This is a genomic window from Amycolatopsis mediterranei, from assembly GCF_026017845.1.
Taxonomy (GTDB): Bacteria; Actinomycetota; Actinomycetes; order Mycobacteriales; family Pseudonocardiaceae; genus Amycolatopsis; species Amycolatopsis mediterranei.
Window position 1 is genome coordinate 8,237,729 of the sequence record NZ_CP100416.1, and the last position, 19,305, is coordinate 8,257,033.

A 19,305-nucleotide genomic window follows, 5' to 3' on the forward strand; every position below is an offset into this window, starting at 1 on the left:
ATCCCTCCTCGACGAAAGAGATCCCCGTGACCATCGCGATCATCGGCGCCACCGGCAAGCTCGGCGGCCTCATCCTCGACGCCCTGCTCCACCGCGGCGTCCCCGCAGGCGACATCCTCGCCCTGGGCCGCAACGCCGAAAGCCTAGCTGCGCTCGCCCAGCGCGGCCTGCGCACCAGCGTCATCGACCTGGACGACGTCGCCGGCACCGCCGCCGCGCTCACCGGCGTCGAGAAGCTGCTGCTGGTGTCCTTCGGCGACCTGGGCGGCCGGGTCGCCCAGCACGGCAACGCCATCGACGCCGCCCGACAGGCAAACGTGCCGCACCTGGTCTACACCTCCGGCCTGCACGCACCGACGACCGTCCTGCGGCTCGCGGCCGACCACAAGGCCACCGAAGAACTCATCACCGCCTCCGGTATCCCCGCCACCTTTCTGCGCAACGGCTGGTACACCGAAACCACCAGCAGGACTTCACCGCCGCCCGCGAACACGGCGTCATCGCCAACAGCCTCGGCGATGGACGCCTCGCCACCGCCCCGCGCAAGGACTACGCCGAAGCCTCCGCCGCCGTCCTCTCCACTCCTGGGCACGAAGGCAAGGCCTACGAACTGTCCGGCGACATCGCCTGGAACTTCACCGAATTCGCCGCCACCGCACAAGAACTGCGCGGCAGGCCCGTGGTCTACCAGCCGCTCACCGCCGAACAGGAACGGGAACAGCTGTTGTCCCACGGCCTGGACGAAGGCACCGCGGGCTTCCTGGTCGCGCTCAACACCGACCTGGGCCACGGCGCCATGACTCCCACCCCCGGCGACCTGGCCCGTCTCATCAACCGATCCACCGAACCATTGGCCGCAACCCTGAACACCTGGAGCTGACCCGCGGGGACTCGGCCGGCGATTGCCACGGCGCAACAAGGCATCACTCTGCGAGTTGCGCTGCGGATCGTAGCCGCGCAGGCGATCGAGCTCGGCAGGGTCCGGAGGCGGTTCGGCCAGGCAGTCCGGGGCGCACGCCGATCGCGAACCCCGTGCGCGCGATGTTCCGGCGCAGCACTGCGCGGCCGTCTTCGCGCGGTCCGGTGAACGCGGTCCGCAGTCGCCGACCGGCTCCCGGAAGCAGGGCCGGAGCGGGCCTGCTACGAGAATCCGCTTGCCGGTTCGCCGCGCCGCGCCGCTGCCCGGCGATCAGGGCGCGGACGTCGACTCTCCGAGATAGGCACGTTCGAGCAGCCCGGGATCGGCCGCGAACCGCGCCGCGGGACCATCGAGGACCGTTTGTCCGTGCACGAGGATCACCGCTCGGTCCGTCACCTCCAAAGCCAGCCGGACGTGCTGCTCGACCAGCACCACCGCCGCACCGGTGTCATCGGCCACGCGGCGCACCGAGGGCAGCAGGTCCTCGACGATCGCCGGTGCCAGACCCATGCTGAGTTCGTCGATGAGCAGAACTCTCGGGTGCTGGATCAGAGCCCGGCCGAGGGCCAGCATCTGCTGTTCCCCACCGGAAAGCATTCCGGCCGCGACCTTCAGTCGCTTTCCCAGTGCGGGGAAGAAGTCGAGCACCTCGTCCACCGCGCCGGCCCGGCGACGACGGGCGAGCGTCAGGTTGTCGCGCACCGTCAGCTGGGTGAACAGCGCTCGGTCGTCGGGGACCAGAACCACGCCGTTCCGTGCGGCGGCTCGGGCGCGACCCGGCGGCACCCGCTGTCCGCACAAGACCACCGTGCCGTCAAGCGCCGGCAGCAAGCCCGCGAGCGTGAGCAGCACGGTCGTTTTCCCGGCGCCGTTCGGCCCGAGCAGCGCGACGACTTCTCCCGCTGCTACCTCCAGATCGAACGCCCGCACCACCGGATACCCCTTGGTGTAGCCCGCGGCCAAGCCCGCGCAGGCCAATTGCGCGGTCATCGCGCGACCTCGGCCCGGGCCGGGGCCGCACCGAAGTAGGCGGCGGAGACTTGGGGGTCTGCCTTGATCTCGGCCGGGGTTCCCAGGGCGATCACCTTTCCGACGTCCAGCACCACGATCCGGTCGCACACGTCGAGCACCAGTCCCATGTCGTGGTCGACGAGGAGCACCGTCACACCGGCGTCCCGGACGGCTCGCAACCGTTCACCCAGCCATCGGCTCTCGCCACTGTCCAAACCGGCGGCGGGCTCGTCCAGCAGCAGCATCCGGGGACGCCCGGCCAGAGCCCGCGCGATCGACACCAGCTGCCGTCTGCCCTGCGAGAGTTCGCGTGCCGGCCGGGCGCGGAACCGGTCCAGGTGGAGTGTCTCGAGCAGCGTGTCCCGCAGGTCCGGCCGCTCCCGGTCGCCGTGCCGGGCCGCAGTTTCCCCGACCAGCACGTTCTCCTCCACGCTGAGGTCCTCGTAGAGTTCGATGCCCTGGAACGTGCGGCCCAGCCCGGCCCGGCTCCGCTGGTGCGGCTTGAGCCGTGAAATCCGGCGCCCGTGGAACTCGATCGTGCCGGTACTGGCCTGGTACCCGCTGATCGCGTCGAGGAGTGTGGTCTTCCCGGCTCCGTTCGGGCCGATGACGCCTACGATCTCCCTCGAGCGCACGGCGAACGACACCGCGTCGACCGCCACCACACCGCCGTGTCGAACTCTGACGTCGCTTAACGAAAGCACCACCTCGCCCGGCTCCGGGGCAGGGCACCGATCAGGTGCCGCCGTCTCCTTCAGCGCGTCACTGTCCTGTTCGTCGGCGACGGGCGGGCGGCGCCTTAGTTTCGCCATCAGGTCGTGCGCCGGCCCTACCAGCCCCTCCGGGTTCGTGATCACGGTGAGCACCAACCCGATCCCCATGATCACGCTGTACCACTCCCCCAGTGACAGCGCCCGGTCCAGGAGCACCACCAGCAGGCCCCCGGCACCCATCACTCCGGCCACGACGCCGCCGGACAGGGCGGTGATGCCGGCGAGGTAGGCGGTGGCGAACAACCCTAGCCCGCCGATCGCCGTGAACATCTCGGCGTCGGCGACAGTCTGCTGGTAGCCGAGCAAAGCACCGCCGAGCCCGGCGATGAACGCCCCGATCGCGAAGGCGACGATCTTCGTGCGGGCGACGTCGACACCGGCCGCGGCGGCCGACCGCTCGTTGGCCCGCACCGCCAGCATCGCCGCGCCCAGCCGGCTGCGTCGTAGCCAGGCCACCCCCAGGCCGGCCAGCACCAGCACCCCCAGGCACAGCAGTGCGAACGGCAGCCGCGGATAGCCTTGCCCGGCACCGATGCCCAGGTCCAGCCCGAACAGGCGGGGTGGCGGGATCTTCGAGCCGTCCAGGCCGCCGTTGAGCTCGGTGTTGCGGAACCAGAACGCCTCGAGGGCCACCGCCAGCGCGACCGTGACGACCGCCGCCGGGAGTCCGCGGATGCGCAGGGCCGGCAGTCCGATCACGACACCGATCACCATCGCGACCACCGCCGCCAGCACCGGCGCGAACGGAAACGGGATACCCCAAGCCGTGCTGAGCTTGCTGAGGCTGAACGCGCCGACGCCCGCCAAGGTGAGCTGAGCCAGCGAGATCTGGCCGGCAAAGCCGGTGACGACCACCAGCGACAACGAGATCACCCCCAAGGTCAGCGATGTGATGACCGCGGCGCGGATGCTGCCGTGGGTGGCGGTGAGCACGACGACGCCCACACCGGTGCTCACGATCGCGGGGACCAGTACGCGGTCGGGTCGTGGGGCGTGCCCCAGAGTCTGCCGGATCATCGCGCCGCGCCCGGGTAGCGGCCGTCCGCGGACAACGAGGTAGACCACGATCACAGCGAGCGGTACCAGCTGCGTCATCCCGGTCTGCGGCAGCCACGTCCACTTGCCTTGCAGGAACTGCAGTTCGGACTGCAGCATGCCGATGACCAGGCCGGCCCCGACGGCCGGGACGAGGGCGGTGAAGTTGCCCACGAGCGCCGCGGCGAGCGCGGGCACGATGAACAGGGTGTAGGAGATCGGGACCAGGGGGACGATCGGGGCGATCAGGATGCCGGCCAGCCCGGCCACGGCCGAGCTCAGCGCCCAGTTCGCCACCGCGATCCGCTCCGGCGACAGCCCGCTGACCAGCGCGCCCTTTTCCGTTTCGGCCGCGGCCCTGGCCGCCAGCCCGAACTTGGTCAACCGGAACACCAGCGCCAGAACCACGGTCAGCACGACGACAACGGCGGCGAACCACAGCCGGTCGCCTGGGATGCGCGTCCCGGCCCAGTCCACGGCATCGTTCGGCAGAACAGGCCTGACCGACACCGGTGCCGTGCCGACGCGCGCCGCGAGCACGGCCTGGATCGCCAGCATCACTCCGATTGAGGCGACCGCCTTCGCCACCGGCGGCGCGGACCGCAGGGGCCGGAAGACCAGTCCGTACAGCACCACCCCGAACCCGGCGCCGAGCCCCACCGAGATCGCCGCCGCCGGGACGAGTCCGAGCGGTGGGCCGAGGACGATCGTCTTGGGCAGGCCCGGAATCGGGACGAGCATTTCACCTTTGCGTAGGAACGCGTACGTGTACGCGCTGTAAAGGGCGATCGCACCGGTGGCGAAGTTGACCACCCCGGAACTGCGGTAGGTCAGGACCAGCGCCATCGCGAGCGCGCCGAACACCGCACCGTTTCCCAGGCCCAGGAGGAGGAACAACACGTACTGGCTCATCGTCGGGCTACTTGCCCAGCAGAGACGCGGGATCGACGCTCCGGACGTTCTCCAGCTTGCCGCCGGTCACGGTGCCGGTGACCTGCTTGGCCGAACACGCCGCTTTCAGCCCCGGTATCGCAGAGGAGTCACAGGTGAACGTGTTGCCGTGGCCCGCGGGCAGCACGACGTCCTTGGCTGCGCCAAGTGCCACGGTGATCGACGCCGGCGTGACCTCGCCCGTCAGGTTTTTCAGCGCGCGCACCAGACCGAGCGCCCCTTGGTAACCGACTGCCGCATACCCACCGGCCGGGGTATCGGGGCTGTACTGCTTCATCACCTGCCGGTACAGCTGGGCCTCGAGGTCGTCACTGCTCGTGTCGAAACTGCTGAACACCTGCGCCCCGTCCAGGGCTGGTCCCAGCGCATCGAGGACTTCGGGGGCCACACACGGCTGGAGGATCATCCGGCCGGTGGTGCCACCGAGGGTGCTCATCGCTTGGAGCACGGAAGTGCACACGGTCGATTCCCCCACGATGCTGATGGCGTCGGGTTTGTCCTGAAGCGCGGCACTCACCTGCGGTGAGGCGTCCGGCGTGCCGGCGGCGATCTTCACGATCCGCAGATCGACGCCGGCCTTGGCGAAGGCCGGCTTGCCGACGGCTTCGGTGCCTGCCACGGCCGAGGGCACGTCGATCACGAAAGCGACGACCTTCTTGTACGCCTTCTCCTTCGCGTACTCGGCCATCGACGCCAGGTTCGCCGCGAAGCCCCCGGTCCAAGAGAAGGCGTTGGTGCTGGTGCTTTCGGCGTTGCTAGTCGCCACCGCGGTCGTCCAGGGGATACCGGCCTGGGTCACGATCGGGACCATCGAACCGCCGAGTCCGCTGCTGGTCAGGATGACGGCGGCCACCTTCTGCTCGACCATCCGGTTGGCGCAGTCCCGGGCGGTCGCCGGCTCCTCTTTGGTCTTGCAGACCACGAAGTCGATTGGCCGGCCCGCGATCCCGCCGAGGTTGTCGTTGGCGTACTTCCTGGCGGCGTCGGCGGCCTCCCGGGTCTCGGGCTGGCTGATGCCGGCTCCGCCCTCGTTGGTGATCAGGCCGATCTTCACCGGTTCTCCAGTGGCCTTCTTGCCCGGGAAGGCGCTCGCCAGCGCGGCCGGTCGTTCCGTTCCGCCGGTGCTGCCCGCGTCGCCGCCACCCCCGCACGCCGCCAGGAGGAGACCGGTGATCAACACCAGCGAGATCGATACTCGTGACCGGCGTGCGCACGCAACCGACTTGGACATGGCTGTCTTCCCGGAGTTTCGGCGAGTGCCCGGCACCCGCTGCGGTCGGCGAAAGAGCAGCGCGAAGGGCCGGAGCCGCAGCCACACTGCTGCCTCTTGAGGGATGGGACGGCGGTTCGTGCCGAAGTCCGCCGGATCTCTATAGAGTGCACTTTAATAGCACCGTCCACCTTCGACAAGGCTCAATCCCCGACTCCGAAGATATTTCAGTGCACGTATCCGAACCCTGTGGCGAGACTGCGGAGGGCAGCGTCGAGGTAGCCGGACAGGTCGCCGTCGGCTCGCCGGGCCCAGTACTCGTAGGCCGCGCAGCAGACGGCGAGCACGACGCGTCCGACAGTGATCGGGTAAAGGGAGTCCGCGGGCTGACCGGAACGACGGCCGACGTAGGCGCTGACCGCACGCTCCCACGCGCCGTAGTGCAGCGCATCGTCGTTGGCGAGGCCGGGAACCGGTCCGGCAAGCAGGCTCACCCGCATGCGCAGCTCGGCAAGGTCGCCGACGCGGTACTGGTTGGCGCCCAGCACGGCACGGCGCACGGCCTCCAGGACGGGCAGCTCGCCGGGCAGGCCGGCCAGCAGCTCGCGCATCGTCTCGACCTCCTGGTCGAACGCCTTCCACTGCAAGCCGGACACCGAGTCGTGGTTCACAGTCGGTCGTCGTCCCACCGCCGCGACCGCGTCACAGTCCGCGGACCGTCGCGCCCGGCGGTTCGCGAGGCAACCCGAGCCCGCGCTCCGCGACCTGAGTGCGCAGGACTTCGTTGGCGCCACCGGCGATCGTGTAGGCGCGCGAGTACAGGTGTGCGTCCTGCCACCAGCCTCCGGCCACCGCGGCCGGGTCGCCCTCGGCGAGCAACCCGTCCGCGCCCTGCAGCCGCACGCCGAACGCGACCAAGTCGTGGTTGAGCTCGCTGAAGAAGATCTTGCCGAGCGCGGCATCGGCGGACTGCTCGGTGCCGTGCAGCAGCCGCGACCGCGCAAGACCGACCATCGCGGCGTTGACGTGCGCCCGGGTGGCGAATTCGCCGATCGTTTGCCGCGTGGCGGAATCCTCAAGGGCCGGATGCCCCCCGAAGGAGATGTCGCCGGCGAGCCGCAGCAGGTCGTCGAGCGCGGCGAACAACTCGACCCCGCGCGCAGCCACCCCCGAGCGCTCGTGACCGAGGCTGCTCATCGCCACCCGCCAGCCGTCGTTCACCCGGCCGAGCACGTTCGCGGCCGGGATCCGGACGCCGTCAAGGAAGACCTCGTTGAAGTCGGTGGTGCCGGTGATCTCCCGCAGCGGCCGGACGTCGACGCCGTGGCTGCGCATGTCGAGCGCGAACGCCGTGATGCCCTTGTGCTTGGGAGTGGTGCGGTCGGTGCGAGCGAGGAGGTAGCCCAGGTCGGCGTGCTGACCGTTGGTGGTCCACACCTTCTGCCCGTCGACGACGAAATCCTCGCCATCGCGGCGCGCGCGGGTCTGCAATGCCGCCAGGTCGCTGCCCGCGCCCGGCTCGCTGAACAGCTGGCACCACACGTCTTCGCAGGAGCGGATCCGCGGCAGGAACCGGGCCCGTTGCTCGTCGGTGCCGAAGTCGATCACCGCGGCCGAGGCCAGCGCCGCCGCCCCGACGGGTGGCCACGTGCGGGCCCGGGCGATCTCCTCGGCCACGACGAACGGTTCGAGGGCGTGTGCGTCGGGCCGGCCGCCGTACTCAGCGGGCCAGGTGATCCCGAGGAAACCCGCTTCGTAGAGTTTCGCGGTCCACGCCCGGATCGCCGGCATGAGCCCGGGGTCGGGCGCCCGGACTCCCGCGTGCCGCTTGGTACCAGGCGCGTGCTCGGCGACGAACGCCCGGACCTTCTCCCGGAAGGCTTCGAGCTCCGGTGTGGGCTCCAGCCGCATGGTCCCCTTCTCCCATCGTCGAGACCGCTTATGAGGTCACTCTAAACTGAGAAGCCGCTCGCTGACGAGAGCGAGATTCGGCTAACACCTCGACTGGTTCCCTAAAAGAGGATACTTTCCTCTAGTGGACTTCGAGCTCAGTGACGAGCAGGCGATGCTGCGTGCGGCGTCCCGCGACCTGCTGTCCGACCGTGCCTCGATCGACGTCGTCCGAGCGCAGCTGGATCAGGACGACGACGTCGACCCTGCGCTCTGGCGCCTCGCGGCGCAGCTCGGGTGGCTCGGGCTTGCCATCCCGGAAGAGCACGACGGCGCCGGCCAGGGCCTGGCCGAACTCACCCTCGTCGCCGAGGAGATCGGCCGGGCCGTGGCACGGGGGCCGTTCCTGCCCTCCGCGCTCGTCGGGCGCGCGCTGGCGCGCGACGCGGCACCGCCGCTGCGAGCGGCAGTGCTGCCCGCGCTGGCCACCGGCGCCGCCTGGGCGACGTGGGCGTTCGCCGAACCGCGCTCGCCGTGGACCCTCGACGGCATCCACGCCACCGCACGCACCGACGGCGTCTCGGTCGTGCTCGACGGTGTCAAGACCGCCGTGCAGGACGCGGGTGGTGCGCGCTGGCTGCTGGTGACCGCGCGGCACGAAGGGGCACCGGCGTCGTTCCTCGTCGACCGCGACGCGCCCGGCGTCGTCGTCCGGCGCCAGCGGGTCCTCGACCTGACCCGCTCGTTCTACGAAGTCCGGCTCGACGGCGTCCGGGTCCCCCGGGACCACCGCGTCCACAGCGGACCCGCCGAGGTGCAGCAGGGGCTCGACGACGCTTCGGTGCTGACGTCGGGTGAAACCCTCGGCGTGCTGCACCGGCTGCTGGAGCTGACCGTCGAGTACCTCAAGGTGCGGGTCCAGTTCGACCGGCCCCTGGGCAGCTTCCAAGCCGTCAAGCACAAGTGCGCCACGATGGCGATGCTGGTCCACGGCACCCGCGCCGCCACCTACTACGCCGCGATGGCCGCCGACGCCGCTGCGCCCGACGCAGCCCGGGCCGCGTCCGTCGCCGCGTCGTACTCGAGTGCCGCGACCGGTGACATGTCCGGCGAAGCGCTGCAACTGCACGGCGGGATCGGCTTCACCTGGGACCACGACCTGCACCTCTACCTGCGCCGAGCCGAGACCGACGGCGTGCTCTACGGCGACGCCGCGATCCACCGGGACCGGCTGTGCGACCTGGTCCGGCCGGTGCCGGCGGCGCACTGAAGCACGAAGGGAAGCCAGTGGAAATCAAGGGCAAGAAGGCCGCGGTGTTCGGCGGCGCGTCCGGCATGGGCCGGGCGTCCGCGGAGCTGCTCGCCGCCCGCGGTGCCGACGTGGCCGTGCTGGACCGCCCCGGCTCGGCAGGCGTCGAAGTCGCCGCCGCGGTCGGCGGCAGCTTCCACCCGGTCGACGTCACCGACTTCGAAGGCACCGAGCAGGCGCTCGCCGCGGCGGTGGCGGACCTCGGCAGCCTGCACGTCACCGTCACCACGGCGGGTGGCGGCGTGGCCGGACGCACCCTCGGCAAGGACGGTCCGCACGACCTGGCCACCTTTCGCCGGGTCCTCGACCTCAACGCGGTCGCGACGTTCAACATCAGCCGGCTCGCCGCGGCGCACATGAGCCGCAACGAACCCGAGGACCCCGAGGTCACCGGCGAACGCGGCGTCATCGTCACCACGTCGTCCATCGCCGCGTTCGAGGGACAGATCGGCCAGGTGGCCTACAGCGCCGCCAAAGCCGCCATCGCCGGCATGTGCCTCACGATGGCGCGCGACCTGGGCTCGCTGGGCATCCGCGTGCTGGCGATCGCGCCGAGCCTGTTCGAGACCGGCGCGGTGGCGAAGATCCCGGACGACGTGAAGATCTCGCTGGTGAAGGACGCGGCGTTCCCGAAGCGCCTGGGCCGCCCGGAGGAGTACGCCAAGCTGGTGCTCGCCATCGTCGACAACCCGATGCTCAACGGGCAGTGCCTGCGCCTCGACGCCGGCCAGCGCTTCGCGCCCCGGTGAACAGTATCCCCAACCCCGACCCGACGGTGCGTCGCGACGGCCGTCGAGCAGCATCCGACTAGACTGAGGGTACGCAACGTCCTGAGGAGTCAGCAGTATGACGACTGGCGTCGACCTCGAGTCCGCCGACGATGAGCGGGAATCCGACCTCGCCGGCGCGAAGGTCGGCACGCTCGCCGCCCGGATCGCGCACCGCATCGAAGCGGACGTGGTACGCCGGGGCTGGCCCGTCGGTGAGTCGCTGGGGTCCGAACTGGACCTGCGCGAGCACTTCGGTGTCAGCCGTTCGGTGTTGCGCGAAGCGGTACGGCTGGTCGAGCACCACCAGGTCGCCCGGATGCGCCGGGGTCCAAACGGCGGGCTGCTCGTGTGCGCGCCCGACGCGGGCCCGGCGACCCGGTCCATGGTGATCTACCTCGAGTACATCGGCACCAGCGTCACGGACCTGCTCCAGGCACGCCTGCTGCTGGAGCCGATTGCCGCCGGGCTGGCCGCGGACCAGGTCACCGAGGAAGGCATCGAGACCCTTCGTGCCACGCTCGAGGACGAACTGGCCCACGGCGGCGAGCTGGGCATCGGGACACAGGACCCGCTGCACCCGCTGCTCGGCAAGCTGTCGGGCAACCCGGTCCTGCACTTGTTCATCGACGTGCTCACCCGGCTCACCGCGCGCTACGCGCACACGTCCCGGCGCGTCCCCAAGGCGGAAGTGGCGAGTTCGAAGGAGCTCTCCCACGAGGCGCACCGGGCCATCGCCGACGCCGTGATCGCTGGTGACGGCGCCCGGGCCCAGACGACGCTGACCGCGCACGTGGAGTGGGTGGCCGGCTGGATCGAAAAGCACCGCGTGCAGCGCACGAAGATCACCGGCACCGTGATCGAGCCCGAGATGGTCGAGGGGCCACGGGCCAAGCTCGCCGAGGTGGTCGCCGCCCGGATCCACGACGACATCGCCGCCCGCGGCTGGCAGGTTGGCTCGGCGCTCGGCTCGGAGGCCGATCTCCTCGCCCGCTACGGGATCAGTCGGGCCGTGCTGCGCGAAGCCGTCCGCCTCCTCGAGTACCACTCAGTGGCGCGTATGCGCCGCGGCCCCGGTGGCGGGCTCATCGTCGCGGCCCCCGAGCCGCAGGCGAGCATCGACACGATGGCGCTGTTCCTCGAGTACCAGTGCGTCACGGCCGACGACCTGCGGATCGTCCGCGACGCCATCGAGCTCGGTACCGTCGCCCGGGTGACCGCCCGGCACGCCGACGGCGACGCCGAGGTGGCCGAACGCCTCGCCGCGGCCGTCCGGTGGCCGACGGAAGGCCCGGCCGACGCTCCCCGCAAAGCCGACCTGTTCCACGCCGAACTGGCCGAACTGGCCGGCAACCCCGTGCTGTCGCTTTTCCTGAGCATCATCACCGAGCTGTTCCGCCGGCACGCGGCCGGCCAGGACCGACCGCTACCCGGCGACTCGGCGGCCGACGAGGTGCAGCACGTGCACCAGCGCATCCTCGACGCGATCCTCGTGGGTGATGCCGGCGTGGCCCGGCACCGGATGCGCCGCCACCTCGACGCCCTCATCCCCTGGTGGCACTGAGTGCGCAGTGACGTGGCGTCGCGAATGACTCATTTGAGACTTCAGTGGTCCCGAATGAGTCATTCGCGACGTTGTATAACCGACCCAGTCAGCCGGGGACGTTAAACCGGGCCAGTTCGCGCGCCACCATGCCGTCGAGGTCCGGTGCGGGCTGCGCGGGCAGCTCCACGGCGCGGTCCCGCGTCGGCAGCACCACGACCGCGGTGCCCGGGGTCGTGACCTCGCCACGCTGGTTTTCGCAGCGCACCGCGAGCTGCACCTCGCCACGCCCGTCGACCAGCTGCTTGCCGACGACTTCGCCGCGCACCCACGTGGTGTCGCCCAGGTAGTTGAACTTGCGGTGCTCGCACCGCAGTTTCCACAGCCAGCCGTCGTCGCCGATCCAGTCGGTGAGCAGGTGGCACAGCCAGGTTTCGCGCATGCCGCCGTAGTCGTAGGAGTTCGGCAGTCCCAGCTCGGTCGCCCGCGCGGATTCCCAGTGCAGCCGCTGCACCGTGTCCGGGATGTTCAGCCCGTTCGGCGGGTAGAGCCCCGGGGCCTTGCGCCGGATGCCCGCGGCGATCTTGAACACCCCCGGCGGAGTCAGCTGCATCCCCCAGCCGAGGTGCCAGACGATCACGTCCGTGGTGGTCAACGGCCCCTTCACCTTGGGCTGCAGCGGATCGCCGACCTCGACGTCCTCCCAGTATCGCGGCTCGGCGCCGCGGCGCGTCTCAGCCGCGTACGCGGCGTCGATCTCGGCGAGCTGGCCGGACGTGTACGGCTGTTGTTCCAGCTTCTCCTTGGCCCGCTTCTGCGACGTGTGCCGCTCGGCGTTGATCCACGTACCGCGGCGGACGGCGTGCATCTCTCCCTCGCCGTTGGTGTAGAGGTAGTCGTGGGTGACGTGTGCGGTGCGTCCGCCGAAGCTGCTTCGCTTGGGCTGCACGCCGACCTGGGTCTGCAGCACGCGGCACCGGTCGCCCAGGCGCAGCGGTCGCCACCACTCGAACTCCATGACGGCCTGGTAGGAGCCGAGCCCGGCGAACGGGTCGCCCTTCAACAGCGCCTTGGTCTCGGGGTCCGGCTTCGGGGCGGCGTCCTCGCCCATCGTGTAGAGGAACGTCGGTGGCGCGACCAGCGAACCCCAGCGGCTGCCGGCGGCATACGAAGGGTCGCAGTAGAGCGGATTGTCGTCGCCGTAACCGAACGCGAAGTGCCGCACGCCGTCCCAGGTCACTTCGTAGTTGTGCGGTGGGTTGCGCTGGGGGTTCGGGACGCCGAGCCGTCGGCGGGATCGCTCGATCGCCTCGTCGGTCAGTGACCCGAACTCGGTACTCGTCATCCCAGGTCCTCCTAGTTCACAAGCGTGTCCGGCGGTCAGGCGCCGAGCATCTGCAGCCCGCCGTCGACGGCGATCAGCTGTCCGGTCATGAACCGGGCGCCCGGACCGGCCAGGAACACCAGGACCGGCCCGAGATCCGTCTCCGGATCGCCGAGCTCGCCCCGCAGCGGCATGCTCGTCCGCAAGCGCTCCTTGAACGCCGCGGTCCGGTCATCGCCCAGGTGCGCCCAGAGGCGCTCGGCGCCCGGTGTCCCGACCGCGGGCGCCAGGGCGTTGACCGTGACCCCGAACCGTCCCCACGCCGCGGCTGCTGACCGGGTCCACGCGTGGACACCGGCCTTCGCCATCGCGTAGTGCGGGGCCAGCGGATTCCCGCGGACGCCCTCGCTGGAACCGAGATTCACGATCTGCCCGCCACCGGCGCGCATGCGTTCGAAGGCCGCTTGGTTGGCGAGCACCGTCGATCGGAGGTTCGTGTCGAGGACGAGGTCGAACTCGTCGTCGGACAACGACTCCGGGGTGCTCGGCCGCCAGCTGCCCACCGCGTGCACCAGCACGTCGAGACCGCCCAAGGCCGACGTGGCCCGCTCGAACGCGGTTCCCACCGAACGGCGGTCCCGCGCGTCGCAGGGAATCCACTGGCAGCGCCCTGCAAGGTCGTCCGGCGGCGGCGTGGCGTGGAACAGCCCGGCGACCTGGGCTTCGGCCTCGAGGAACACGGTTACGGCCGCCGCGCCGATCCCGCCGGCCGCTCCCGTCACGATCACGCGTCGCCCGCTGAGCGCTGCCCTCATCGGGCCGCCATCTCGAGGACGATCTTTCCGGTCGTGCGGCGCTCGGCGACGGCCGTCAGCGCGCCCGCGACGTCGGACAGCGGGTGCACGCGGGAAACCAGCGGGCGCATCCCGTCCCGGACCATCCCGGCGAGGGCGCGTTCGGCCGCGAGCGTGGCTTCCGGATCCTCATGGCGGATCATCCGGGCTTCGAAGCCCCGCACGACCAAGTTCTTGAGCAGCACCAGGTTCAGCGGGATGCGCGGGATCGCGCCGTCGGCGAACCCGACCGTGACGAACCGGCCGGCCCGGCGCAACGCCCGCAGCGCGGCTTCCGCGTGGTCGCCGCCGACCGGGTCGATGACGAGGTGCGCGCCCCCGGTCAGCTCCCGGATCCGGGTCTTGAGGTCCTCACGGAGGTAGTCGATCCCGGCCTCGGCACCGAGCTTCCGTGCGACCGCGAGCCGCTGCTCGCTCGACGCCGCCGCGACGACGTGCAGACCCAGCCGCGTCGCGACGTCGACCACGGCCGAGCCGACCCCGCCCGACGCACCGAGCACCGCCACCCACTCCCCCGCCGTGGCCCCGCCGATCGTCACGAGCGCGTGGTATGCGGTGGTGTAGGTGACGTGGAACGCGGCCGCGTGCACCATGTCGAGTCCATCGGGGATCGGGCGCAACGCTTCGACGGGCGCCACGACCTGCTCGGCGAACGCTCCGCTCAACACGGCCCCGGCCACGGGAGACCCCACCGCCGGTCCGGTCACCCCAGCCCCGAGCGCGGTGACAACACCGGCGAACTCGCTGCCGGGGGTGAAGGGCAGCGGCGCGGACACCTGGTAGTGGTTCGCGGCGATGAGCACGTCGGGGTAGTTGACGGCCGCGGCGTGCACCCGGACCAGGACCTCGCCCGTCCCGGGCTCGGGCTCGTCGAGCTCCGCCACCGAAATGCCGCTCGGCGGACCGTACTCCACGCACCAGGCGGCCTTCACCGCGAACTCGGCGGCATGGCCGGGTCGCGGGGCAGGCCCAGCAGCTGCTCCGCGATCGTGTTGCGCTGGATCTCCGCCGTCCCCGCCCCGATCGTCGACGCGCGGGTGCGCAGGAAACCCCACACCCAGCGGCCGCGTTGCACGGCATGCGGGTCGTCCCGGCCGAGCATCCCGTACGGCCCGAGGAGGTCGACGGCGAACTCGTGGAGGTCCTGTTCGAAGGTGACGACGAAGAGCCGGGACGTCGACGACGCCGGCCCCGGTTCGCCGCGAGCCAGGATGTCGGCGATCGTCCGCATCCCGGTGTAGCGCATGATCCGCACCCGCATCTCGAAGTCCGCGAGCCGCGCGCGCACCAGCGGGTCGGCGGTCGCGCCGCGCTCGTGGGCCAGTTCGATCAGCTCGTCGAGCACCCGCCGGTACCGCGCGGCCTGGTTCATCGCCCCGGCCGCGCGCTCGTGGCCGAGGCTCGTGCGCACCAGTGGCCACCCGCCGTTCTCCTCGCCAACGCGGTCGGCCACGGGGACCCGGACGTCGGTGAAGAAGATCTCGCAGAAGTGCGCGTCGCCGGTGAGGTCGCGCAGGGGCCGCACGGTGACCCCGGGGGCGTGCGCGTCGACGAGCAGGTAGCTGATCCCGTGCTGGCGCGATGCCGGCGTGCCGGTGCGGACGAGGGTGAAGAGGACGTCGGCGATGTCGCCGGAGCTGGTCCACACTTTCTGCCCGTTGACGATGTACTCGTCGCCCTCCCGCCGGGCCGTCGTCCGCAGCGCCGGGAGATCCGAACCGGCGTCGGGCTCGGAGTAGCCCTGCGCCCACACCGCGTCCCCGCGCAGCATGGGGCGCAAGTACCGCTCTTTCTGTTCCGCAGTACCGTATTTGACGAGCGTGGGAGCGGCGATGCCCAGGCCCGTGCCCAGCGGCCCGGGTACGCGCGCTTTCGCGTACTCCTCCTGGTAGATCACCTGCCGGGCGAAGCTGAGGTCCATCCCGCCGTACTCGCGCGGCCAGCTCGGACCCGCGTACCCCGCGTCGAAGAGTTTCGCCAGCCAAGCCTTCTGCCAGGCCAGCCGTTCGGTGCGGTCCTTCGGGCGGCGGCCGGGGTGGTGCTCCACGAGGAAGGCCCGCAGCCGCGCCCGGAAGTCGTCGTCGTGCACCTCAGATACCCACCAGGTCGGCCAGCCGGGCGCGGTGTGCCGCGGGGGCGCCGAACAGCTGCTCGGACGACTTGGCGCGCTTCAGGTAGCGGTGCGCGTCGTGCTCCCACGTGTAGCCGACGCCGCCGTGGATCTGGATGTTCTCCTTGGCCGCGTGGGTGAAGGCCACCGAGCAGTACGCCCCGGCCACGCTCGCGGCCACGGGCAGCTCGTCCCCGGCCGACGCCGCGTGGTAGACGGCCGACCGCGCGGCCTCGATCGCCAGCAGCATGTCCGCGCACTTGTGCTTGATCGCCTGGAACGTCCCGATCGGACGGTCGAACTGGACCCGGACCTTCGCGTGGCCGACCGCCATGTCGAGGCACGCCTGCGCGCCACCGACCTGCTCCGCGGCGAGCGCGACGACGGCCAGGTCGAGTGCCTTGCGCGGCGGCGACTCCCCGATCGGCACCGCGGGCGCGCCGTCGAAGTCGATCCGCGCCAGCCGGCGGGTCCGGTCGAGCGTTTCGAGCCGGGTCCTCGTCACCCCGGGCGCGGTGCCTTCGACGGCGAACAGTCCGGTGCGCGCGACCACGAGCAGGAGGTCGGCTGTGTGCCCGTCGACGACGAACATCTTGGTGCCGGAGAGGGTCCCGCCGGTGGCGGTGGTCGTGAGGTCGGTCGCCCGCCCGCTTTCCTCCGCGACGGCGAGGGTCGCGGTCAGCGAACCGTCGGCGATGCCGGGCAGCCACCGGGACTTCGCCGCATCATCACCGGAAGCGGTGAGTGCCTGACCGACCAGTGCCACCGTCGCGAAGAACGGCGACGGCAGCAGCACCCGTCCCATCTCCTCCAGCACGATCCCCAGCTCGACCGGGCCGCCGCCCGACCCGCCGTACTCCTCTGGCACAGCGATGCCGGGGAGCCCGAGCTGGTCGGCCAGCTGCCGCCACACGGCCAGATCGTGGCCTTCCCCGGAGTCCAGCCGGGCGCGCACGTCCGCCCGGTCGGCCAGGAACCGACGCACCACCGCGCGCAGGTCCTCCTGCTCCTCCGTGAACGCGATCACCGCGGGGTCCTCGCGCGCAGGTAGGTGGGGAAGTCCGGGATCAGACCACGGTCGACGACCTCGATCCGCACCCCCGAAGGATCCAGGTGGTAGGCGAACAGGGAGGGCGTGCCCTCGAGCACCGCACCGGCTTCGAACGCGAAACCCGACTCCTCCAGCAGCTTCGACGTCGCCGGGACGTCGTCGCAGAAGTACCCGAGGTGGTGCGTCGCGACGCGCGGGGCAGCCGTCCATGGCGTCCCCGGGATCTCCTGCACAAGTTCGAGGTGCGGCCCGTCGAGCGAGTACGCGTACCGCAGTGTCAATATCCGCTCGCCGTCCGCGAGGCGGATGGTCAACTCGGCGGACTGGATCGTCGTCCACCGATAACCGGCGACCTCGGCCAGCCGTGCCATCGACGCTTCGAGGTCTGGGACCACGATTCCCGTGTGGTAGAGGTCCGCGGCATTGAGCGGCGGTGTCACGGGCTTCACCACTCGAGCCTCAGTGACTTCAGGCCGTACATGTTGCCGGTCTCCTCCAGGTCCTGGCCGTCCGCGATCCGGTAGTCCGGGATCCGCTGATGCCACTCCTCGATCGCCACGTTCAGCTCGAGACGGGCCAGGTGCGAGCCCAGGCAGCGGTGCGGCCCGGAACCGAACGCGATGTGGTTGCTGGTCTTGCGGTTCAGGTCCACTTCGAAGGGGTTCTCGTACCGCGCGGGGTCACGGTTGCTGACCGCCAGCGGGAGCATCACCATCTCGCCGGACTTGACCGGGCAGCCACCGATCTCGACGTCCTTCGTCGCCTTGCGGGCCGGAATGACGAACGAGTAGACGCGGAGGATCTCCTCCACGCTCGTCGGGATGAGCGACGGGTCGGCCACGATCGCCGCGCGCTGCTCGGGATGACCGGCGAAGTGATACAGGGCCCAGCCGACCGAGATCGGGACCGTGTCCAGCCCGGCCTGGAACATCAGCACGCAGAAGGCGTGCATGTCCCGATCGCTGATCGGCTCGCCGTCGATCTCCCACGTCATCGCGCGGGAGAGCAGGTCGTCCCGCGGGGCTTGCCGCCGCAGCGCGATCTGCTCCTCGAAGTACGCCGACGCCTCGGTGATCGCCGCCAGCTGCCGGCTCCGGTCCGGGTCCTGCTCGTAGGACAAGTGCAGCATGTTGTGCACCCAGCCGAGGAACTTGTCCAGGTCCTCTTCGGGCAAGCCCATCAGCCGTAGGAAGATCAGCGTGGGGAACCGGCGGGCGAACTCGTCGAGGACGTCGGCGCCACCGGCGCCGGTCAGCCGGTCGATCATCTCGGCCGCGACCCGCCGGATCTCCGGTTCCCGGGCGGCGACCGCGTTCGGTGAGAACTCCCGCCCCAGCAGCCGCCGCCATTGCGTGTGCACGGGCGGGTCCAGCATTTCCGGGATCCACAGGAACTTCGGGTCCGGGTCGAGCGCCGTCACGGACTTGCTCGAGAACGTCCGCCAGTCCTGCAGCGCTTCCTGCACCGCCGCGCCGTCGGTGACCACCCAGTACCCGCGCGCGATGCTGCTGCGGAACCCGGAGTGCGTCGCGGCGATCTCGTCCCACCGCTGGTGGTGGCTCAGGACCGGACCGCTCGCGGTGTTGTCGTAGTGGTAGGCGGGCACCCCTTCGTAGGTTCCCTCCGGCTCGAGCATGGTGCTCATGACGGTCCTTTCGTCGAACGCTGCTGCAGTGGGCGATCGCGGGGGTTGCCCAGGCGGTCAGCGCCCCCGCCAGACCGGCGCGCGCTTCTCGGCGAACGCGGTCGCCCCTTCCTTGGCGTCGTCCGAGTCGAACACCGGCCGGACGATCTCGGCCTGCTCGGCCCAGCCCTCTTCAAGCGTCCAGTCGGCACTCGACCGGGCAATCTGCTTGGTCGCGGCGACGGCGAGCGGGCCGTTGGCGGCGATGGTCCCGGCCAGCCGCAGTGCCCCTTCGAGCGCGCCGCCGTCGTCGGTGAGCCGGTTCACCAGGCCGGCCGCGGCCGCGCGTTCCGCGTCGAACGGCTCGCCCGTCAGCAGGAGCTCCAGCGCGAGCGCGAACGGCACCCGCCGCGGCAGGAGCAACGCCGCACCGCCGCCTGCCACCAGTGACCGCTTCACCTCGGGGACCCCGAACCGCGCCGTCCGCGCCGCGACGACGAGGTCGCAAGCGAGCAGCAGCTCGAACCCGCCGGCCAGCGCCCAGCCCTCCACCGCGCCGATGAGTGGTTTGCGCGGCGGCGTCATCGTGATCCCGCACAGCCCGCGCCCCTCGATCGCCGGGCTTTCGCCGCGCAGGAACGCTTTCAGGTCCATCCCGGCGGAGAACGTCCCGCCCGCGCCGGTGAGCACGCCGACCCGCAGCTCGGCCGACTCGTCGAGCTCGTCGGCGGCCGCCGCCACCCCGGCCGCCACGGCGGCGTCGAGGGCGTTCTTCACCCGGGGGCGATTGATAGTGATCACCTGGACGGCGCCGTGGCGCTCGACGACAACCTCGTCCGGCACTTTTCCTCCTCCACGCGACGGTGCGACAGAAGAGTACCCTTAACCGGCCCCAAGGCGATAGTCTCGCGGTCCATCCGCTCATTTGCGTATA

At 70.8% G+C, this 19,305-nt stretch carries 17 protein-coding genes; 4 read left to right on the plus strand and 13 right to left on the minus strand.

Translation table 11 applies throughout. The annotated features are described in order from the left end of the window. Positions 1 to 26: 26 nt before the first annotated feature. Positions 27 to 800: an NAD(P)H-binding protein gene (locus ISP_RS37005; protein ID WP_200881091.1), complete on the plus strand. Its 774-nt coding sequence runs from the start codon at positions 27 to 29 to the stop codon at positions 798 to 800. Positions 801 to 1,189: 389 nt separating this feature from the next. On the opposite strand, the gene ISP_RS37010 is transcribed toward ISP_RS37005, so the two are convergent. The 5 genes from ISP_RS37010 to ISP_RS37030 all read right to left on the minus strand — a co-directional run bounded on the left by ISP_RS37010 (position 1,190) and on the right by ISP_RS37030 (position 7,810). Further along, a complete protein-coding gene (locus ISP_RS37010; protein ID WP_230468514.1) occupies positions 1,190 to 1,882 on the minus strand; it encodes an ABC transporter ATP-binding protein in 693 nt (230 codons plus the stop codon). 23 nt (positions 1,883 to 1,905) lie between these two features. Beyond that, positions 1,906 to 4,650 (minus strand): branched-chain amino acid ABC transporter permease/ATP-binding protein, encoded by a 2,745-nt coding sequence (locus ISP_RS37015; protein WP_013228917.1) that lies wholly within the window; start codon positions 4,648 to 4,650, stop codon positions 1,906 to 1,908. Positions 4,651 to 4,657: 7 nt separating this feature from the next. Beyond that, positions 4,658 to 6,007 (minus strand): ABC transporter substrate-binding protein, encoded by a 1,350-nt coding sequence (locus ISP_RS37020; protein WP_230468515.1) that lies wholly within the window; start codon positions 6,005 to 6,007, stop codon positions 4,658 to 4,660. Between the two features lie 119 nt (positions 6,008 to 6,126). After that, positions 6,127 to 6,570: an acyl-CoA-like ligand-binding transcription factor gene (locus ISP_RS37025; RefSeq protein WP_013228919.1), complete on the minus strand. Its 444-nt coding sequence runs from the start codon at positions 6,568 to 6,570 to the stop codon at positions 6,127 to 6,129. A 31-nt stretch (positions 6,571 to 6,601) separates the two neighbouring features. Then, the gene (locus ISP_RS37030) at positions 6,602 to 7,810 is read right to left on the minus strand and encodes an acyl-CoA dehydrogenase family protein (RefSeq protein WP_013228920.1); all 1,209 of its coding nucleotides are present in this window, start codon (positions 7,808 to 7,810) and stop codon (positions 6,602 to 6,604) included. A 124-nt stretch (positions 7,811 to 7,934) separates the two neighbouring features. Here ISP_RS37030 and ISP_RS37035 point away from each other — a divergent pair, with 124 nt between their 5' ends. From ISP_RS37035 to ISP_RS37045, 3 genes are all read left to right on the plus strand, one after another. Continuing rightward, positions 7,935 to 9,059, plus strand: a complete 1,125-nt coding sequence (locus tag ISP_RS37035) for an acyl-CoA dehydrogenase family protein (protein WP_013228921.1) — start codon at positions 7,935 to 7,937, stop codon at positions 9,057 to 9,059. A gap of 17 nt (positions 9,060 to 9,076) precedes the next feature. Next, entirely contained in the window at positions 9,077 to 9,847 is a 771-nt protein-coding gene (locus ISP_RS37040) for an SDR family NAD(P)-dependent oxidoreductase (protein WP_013228922.1), read from the plus strand. A 97-nt stretch (positions 9,848 to 9,944) separates the two neighbouring features. Further along, positions 9,945 to 11,429 carry a FadR/GntR family transcriptional regulator gene (locus ISP_RS37045; protein WP_013228923.1) on the plus strand — a complete coding sequence of 495 codons (1,485 nt, stop codon included), beginning with the start codon at positions 9,945 to 9,947 and terminating at the stop codon, positions 11,427 to 11,429. Between the two features lie 88 nt (positions 11,430 to 11,517). Here ISP_RS37045 and ISP_RS37050 read toward each other — a convergent pair whose 3' ends face one another. Genes ISP_RS37050 through ISP_RS37085 form a run of 8 tightly spaced genes read right to left on the minus strand, consistent with a single transcriptional unit; the run spans position 11,518 to position 19,214 of the window. Next, positions 11,518 to 12,753 carry an FAS1-like dehydratase domain-containing protein gene (locus ISP_RS37050; RefSeq protein WP_013228924.1) on the minus strand — a complete coding sequence of 412 codons (1,236 nt, stop codon included), beginning with the start codon at positions 12,751 to 12,753 and terminating at the stop codon, positions 11,518 to 11,520. A gap of 35 nt (positions 12,754 to 12,788) precedes the next feature. Then, positions 12,789 to 13,547, minus strand: a complete 759-nt coding sequence (locus ISP_RS37055; RefSeq protein WP_034283886.1) for an SDR family NAD(P)-dependent oxidoreductase — start codon at positions 13,545 to 13,547, stop codon at positions 12,789 to 12,791. Then, a complete protein-coding gene (locus ISP_RS37060; RefSeq protein ID WP_013228926.1) occupies positions 13,544 to 14,518 on the minus strand; it encodes an NADPH:quinone oxidoreductase family protein in 975 nt (324 codons plus the stop codon). The genes ISP_RS37055 and ISP_RS37060 overlap by 4 nt, the downstream gene beginning before the upstream one ends. Continuing rightward, entirely contained in the window at positions 14,515 to 15,675 is a 1,161-nt protein-coding gene (locus tag ISP_RS37065) for an acyl-CoA dehydrogenase family protein (protein WP_013228927.1), read from the minus strand. Before ISP_RS37065 ends, ISP_RS37060 begins: the two co-directional genes overlap by 4 nt. A 1-nt stretch (position 15,676) precedes the next feature. After that, positions 15,677 to 16,723, minus strand: coding sequence for an acyl-CoA dehydrogenase family protein (locus ISP_RS37070; RefSeq protein ID WP_013228928.1), 1,047 nt, complete (start codon positions 16,721 to 16,723; stop codon positions 15,677 to 15,679). After that, entirely contained in the window at positions 16,720 to 17,187 is a 468-nt protein-coding gene (locus tag ISP_RS37075) for a VOC family protein (protein ID WP_230468516.1), read from the minus strand. Before ISP_RS37075 ends, ISP_RS37070 begins: the two co-directional genes overlap by 4 nt. Positions 17,188 to 17,192: 5 nt before the next feature. Continuing rightward, on the minus strand, positions 17,193 to 18,392 hold the full coding sequence (locus ISP_RS37080) for a cytochrome P450 (protein WP_013228930.1): 1,200 nt from the start codon (positions 18,390 to 18,392) through the stop codon (positions 17,193 to 17,195). 57 nt (positions 18,393 to 18,449) lie between these two features. Then, positions 18,450 to 19,214, minus strand: a complete 765-nt coding sequence (locus tag ISP_RS37085; RefSeq protein WP_013228931.1) for a crotonase/enoyl-CoA hydratase family protein — start codon at positions 19,212 to 19,214, stop codon at positions 18,450 to 18,452. Between the last annotated feature and the right edge of the window lie 91 nt (positions 19,215 to 19,305).

Excerpts from the sequence above, each read along its gene's own strand:
- ISP_RS37015 (WP_013228917.1), bottom strand. The coding sequence starts at position 4,650 with ATGAGCCAGTACGTGTTGTTCCTCCTCCTGGGCCTGGGAAACGGTGCG.
- ISP_RS37030 (WP_013228920.1), bottom strand. The coding sequence starts at position 7,810 with ATGCGGCTGGAGCCCACACCGGAGCTCGAAGCCTTCCGGGAGAAGGTC.
- ISP_RS37045 (WP_013228923.1), top strand. The coding sequence starts at position 9,945 with ATGACGACTGGCGTCGACCTCGAGTCCGCCGACGATGAGCGGGAATCC.
- ISP_RS37050 (WP_013228924.1), bottom strand. The coding sequence starts at position 12,753 with ATGACGAGTACCGAGTTCGGGTCACTGACCGACGAGGCGATCGAGCGA.
- ISP_RS37055 (WP_034283886.1), bottom strand. The coding sequence starts at position 13,547 with ATGAGGGCAGCGCTCAGCGGGCGACGCGTGATCGTGACGGGAGCGGCC.
- ISP_RS37080 (WP_013228930.1), bottom strand. The coding sequence starts at position 18,392 with ATGAGCACCATGCTCGAGCCGGAGGGAACCTACGAAGGGGTGCCCGCC.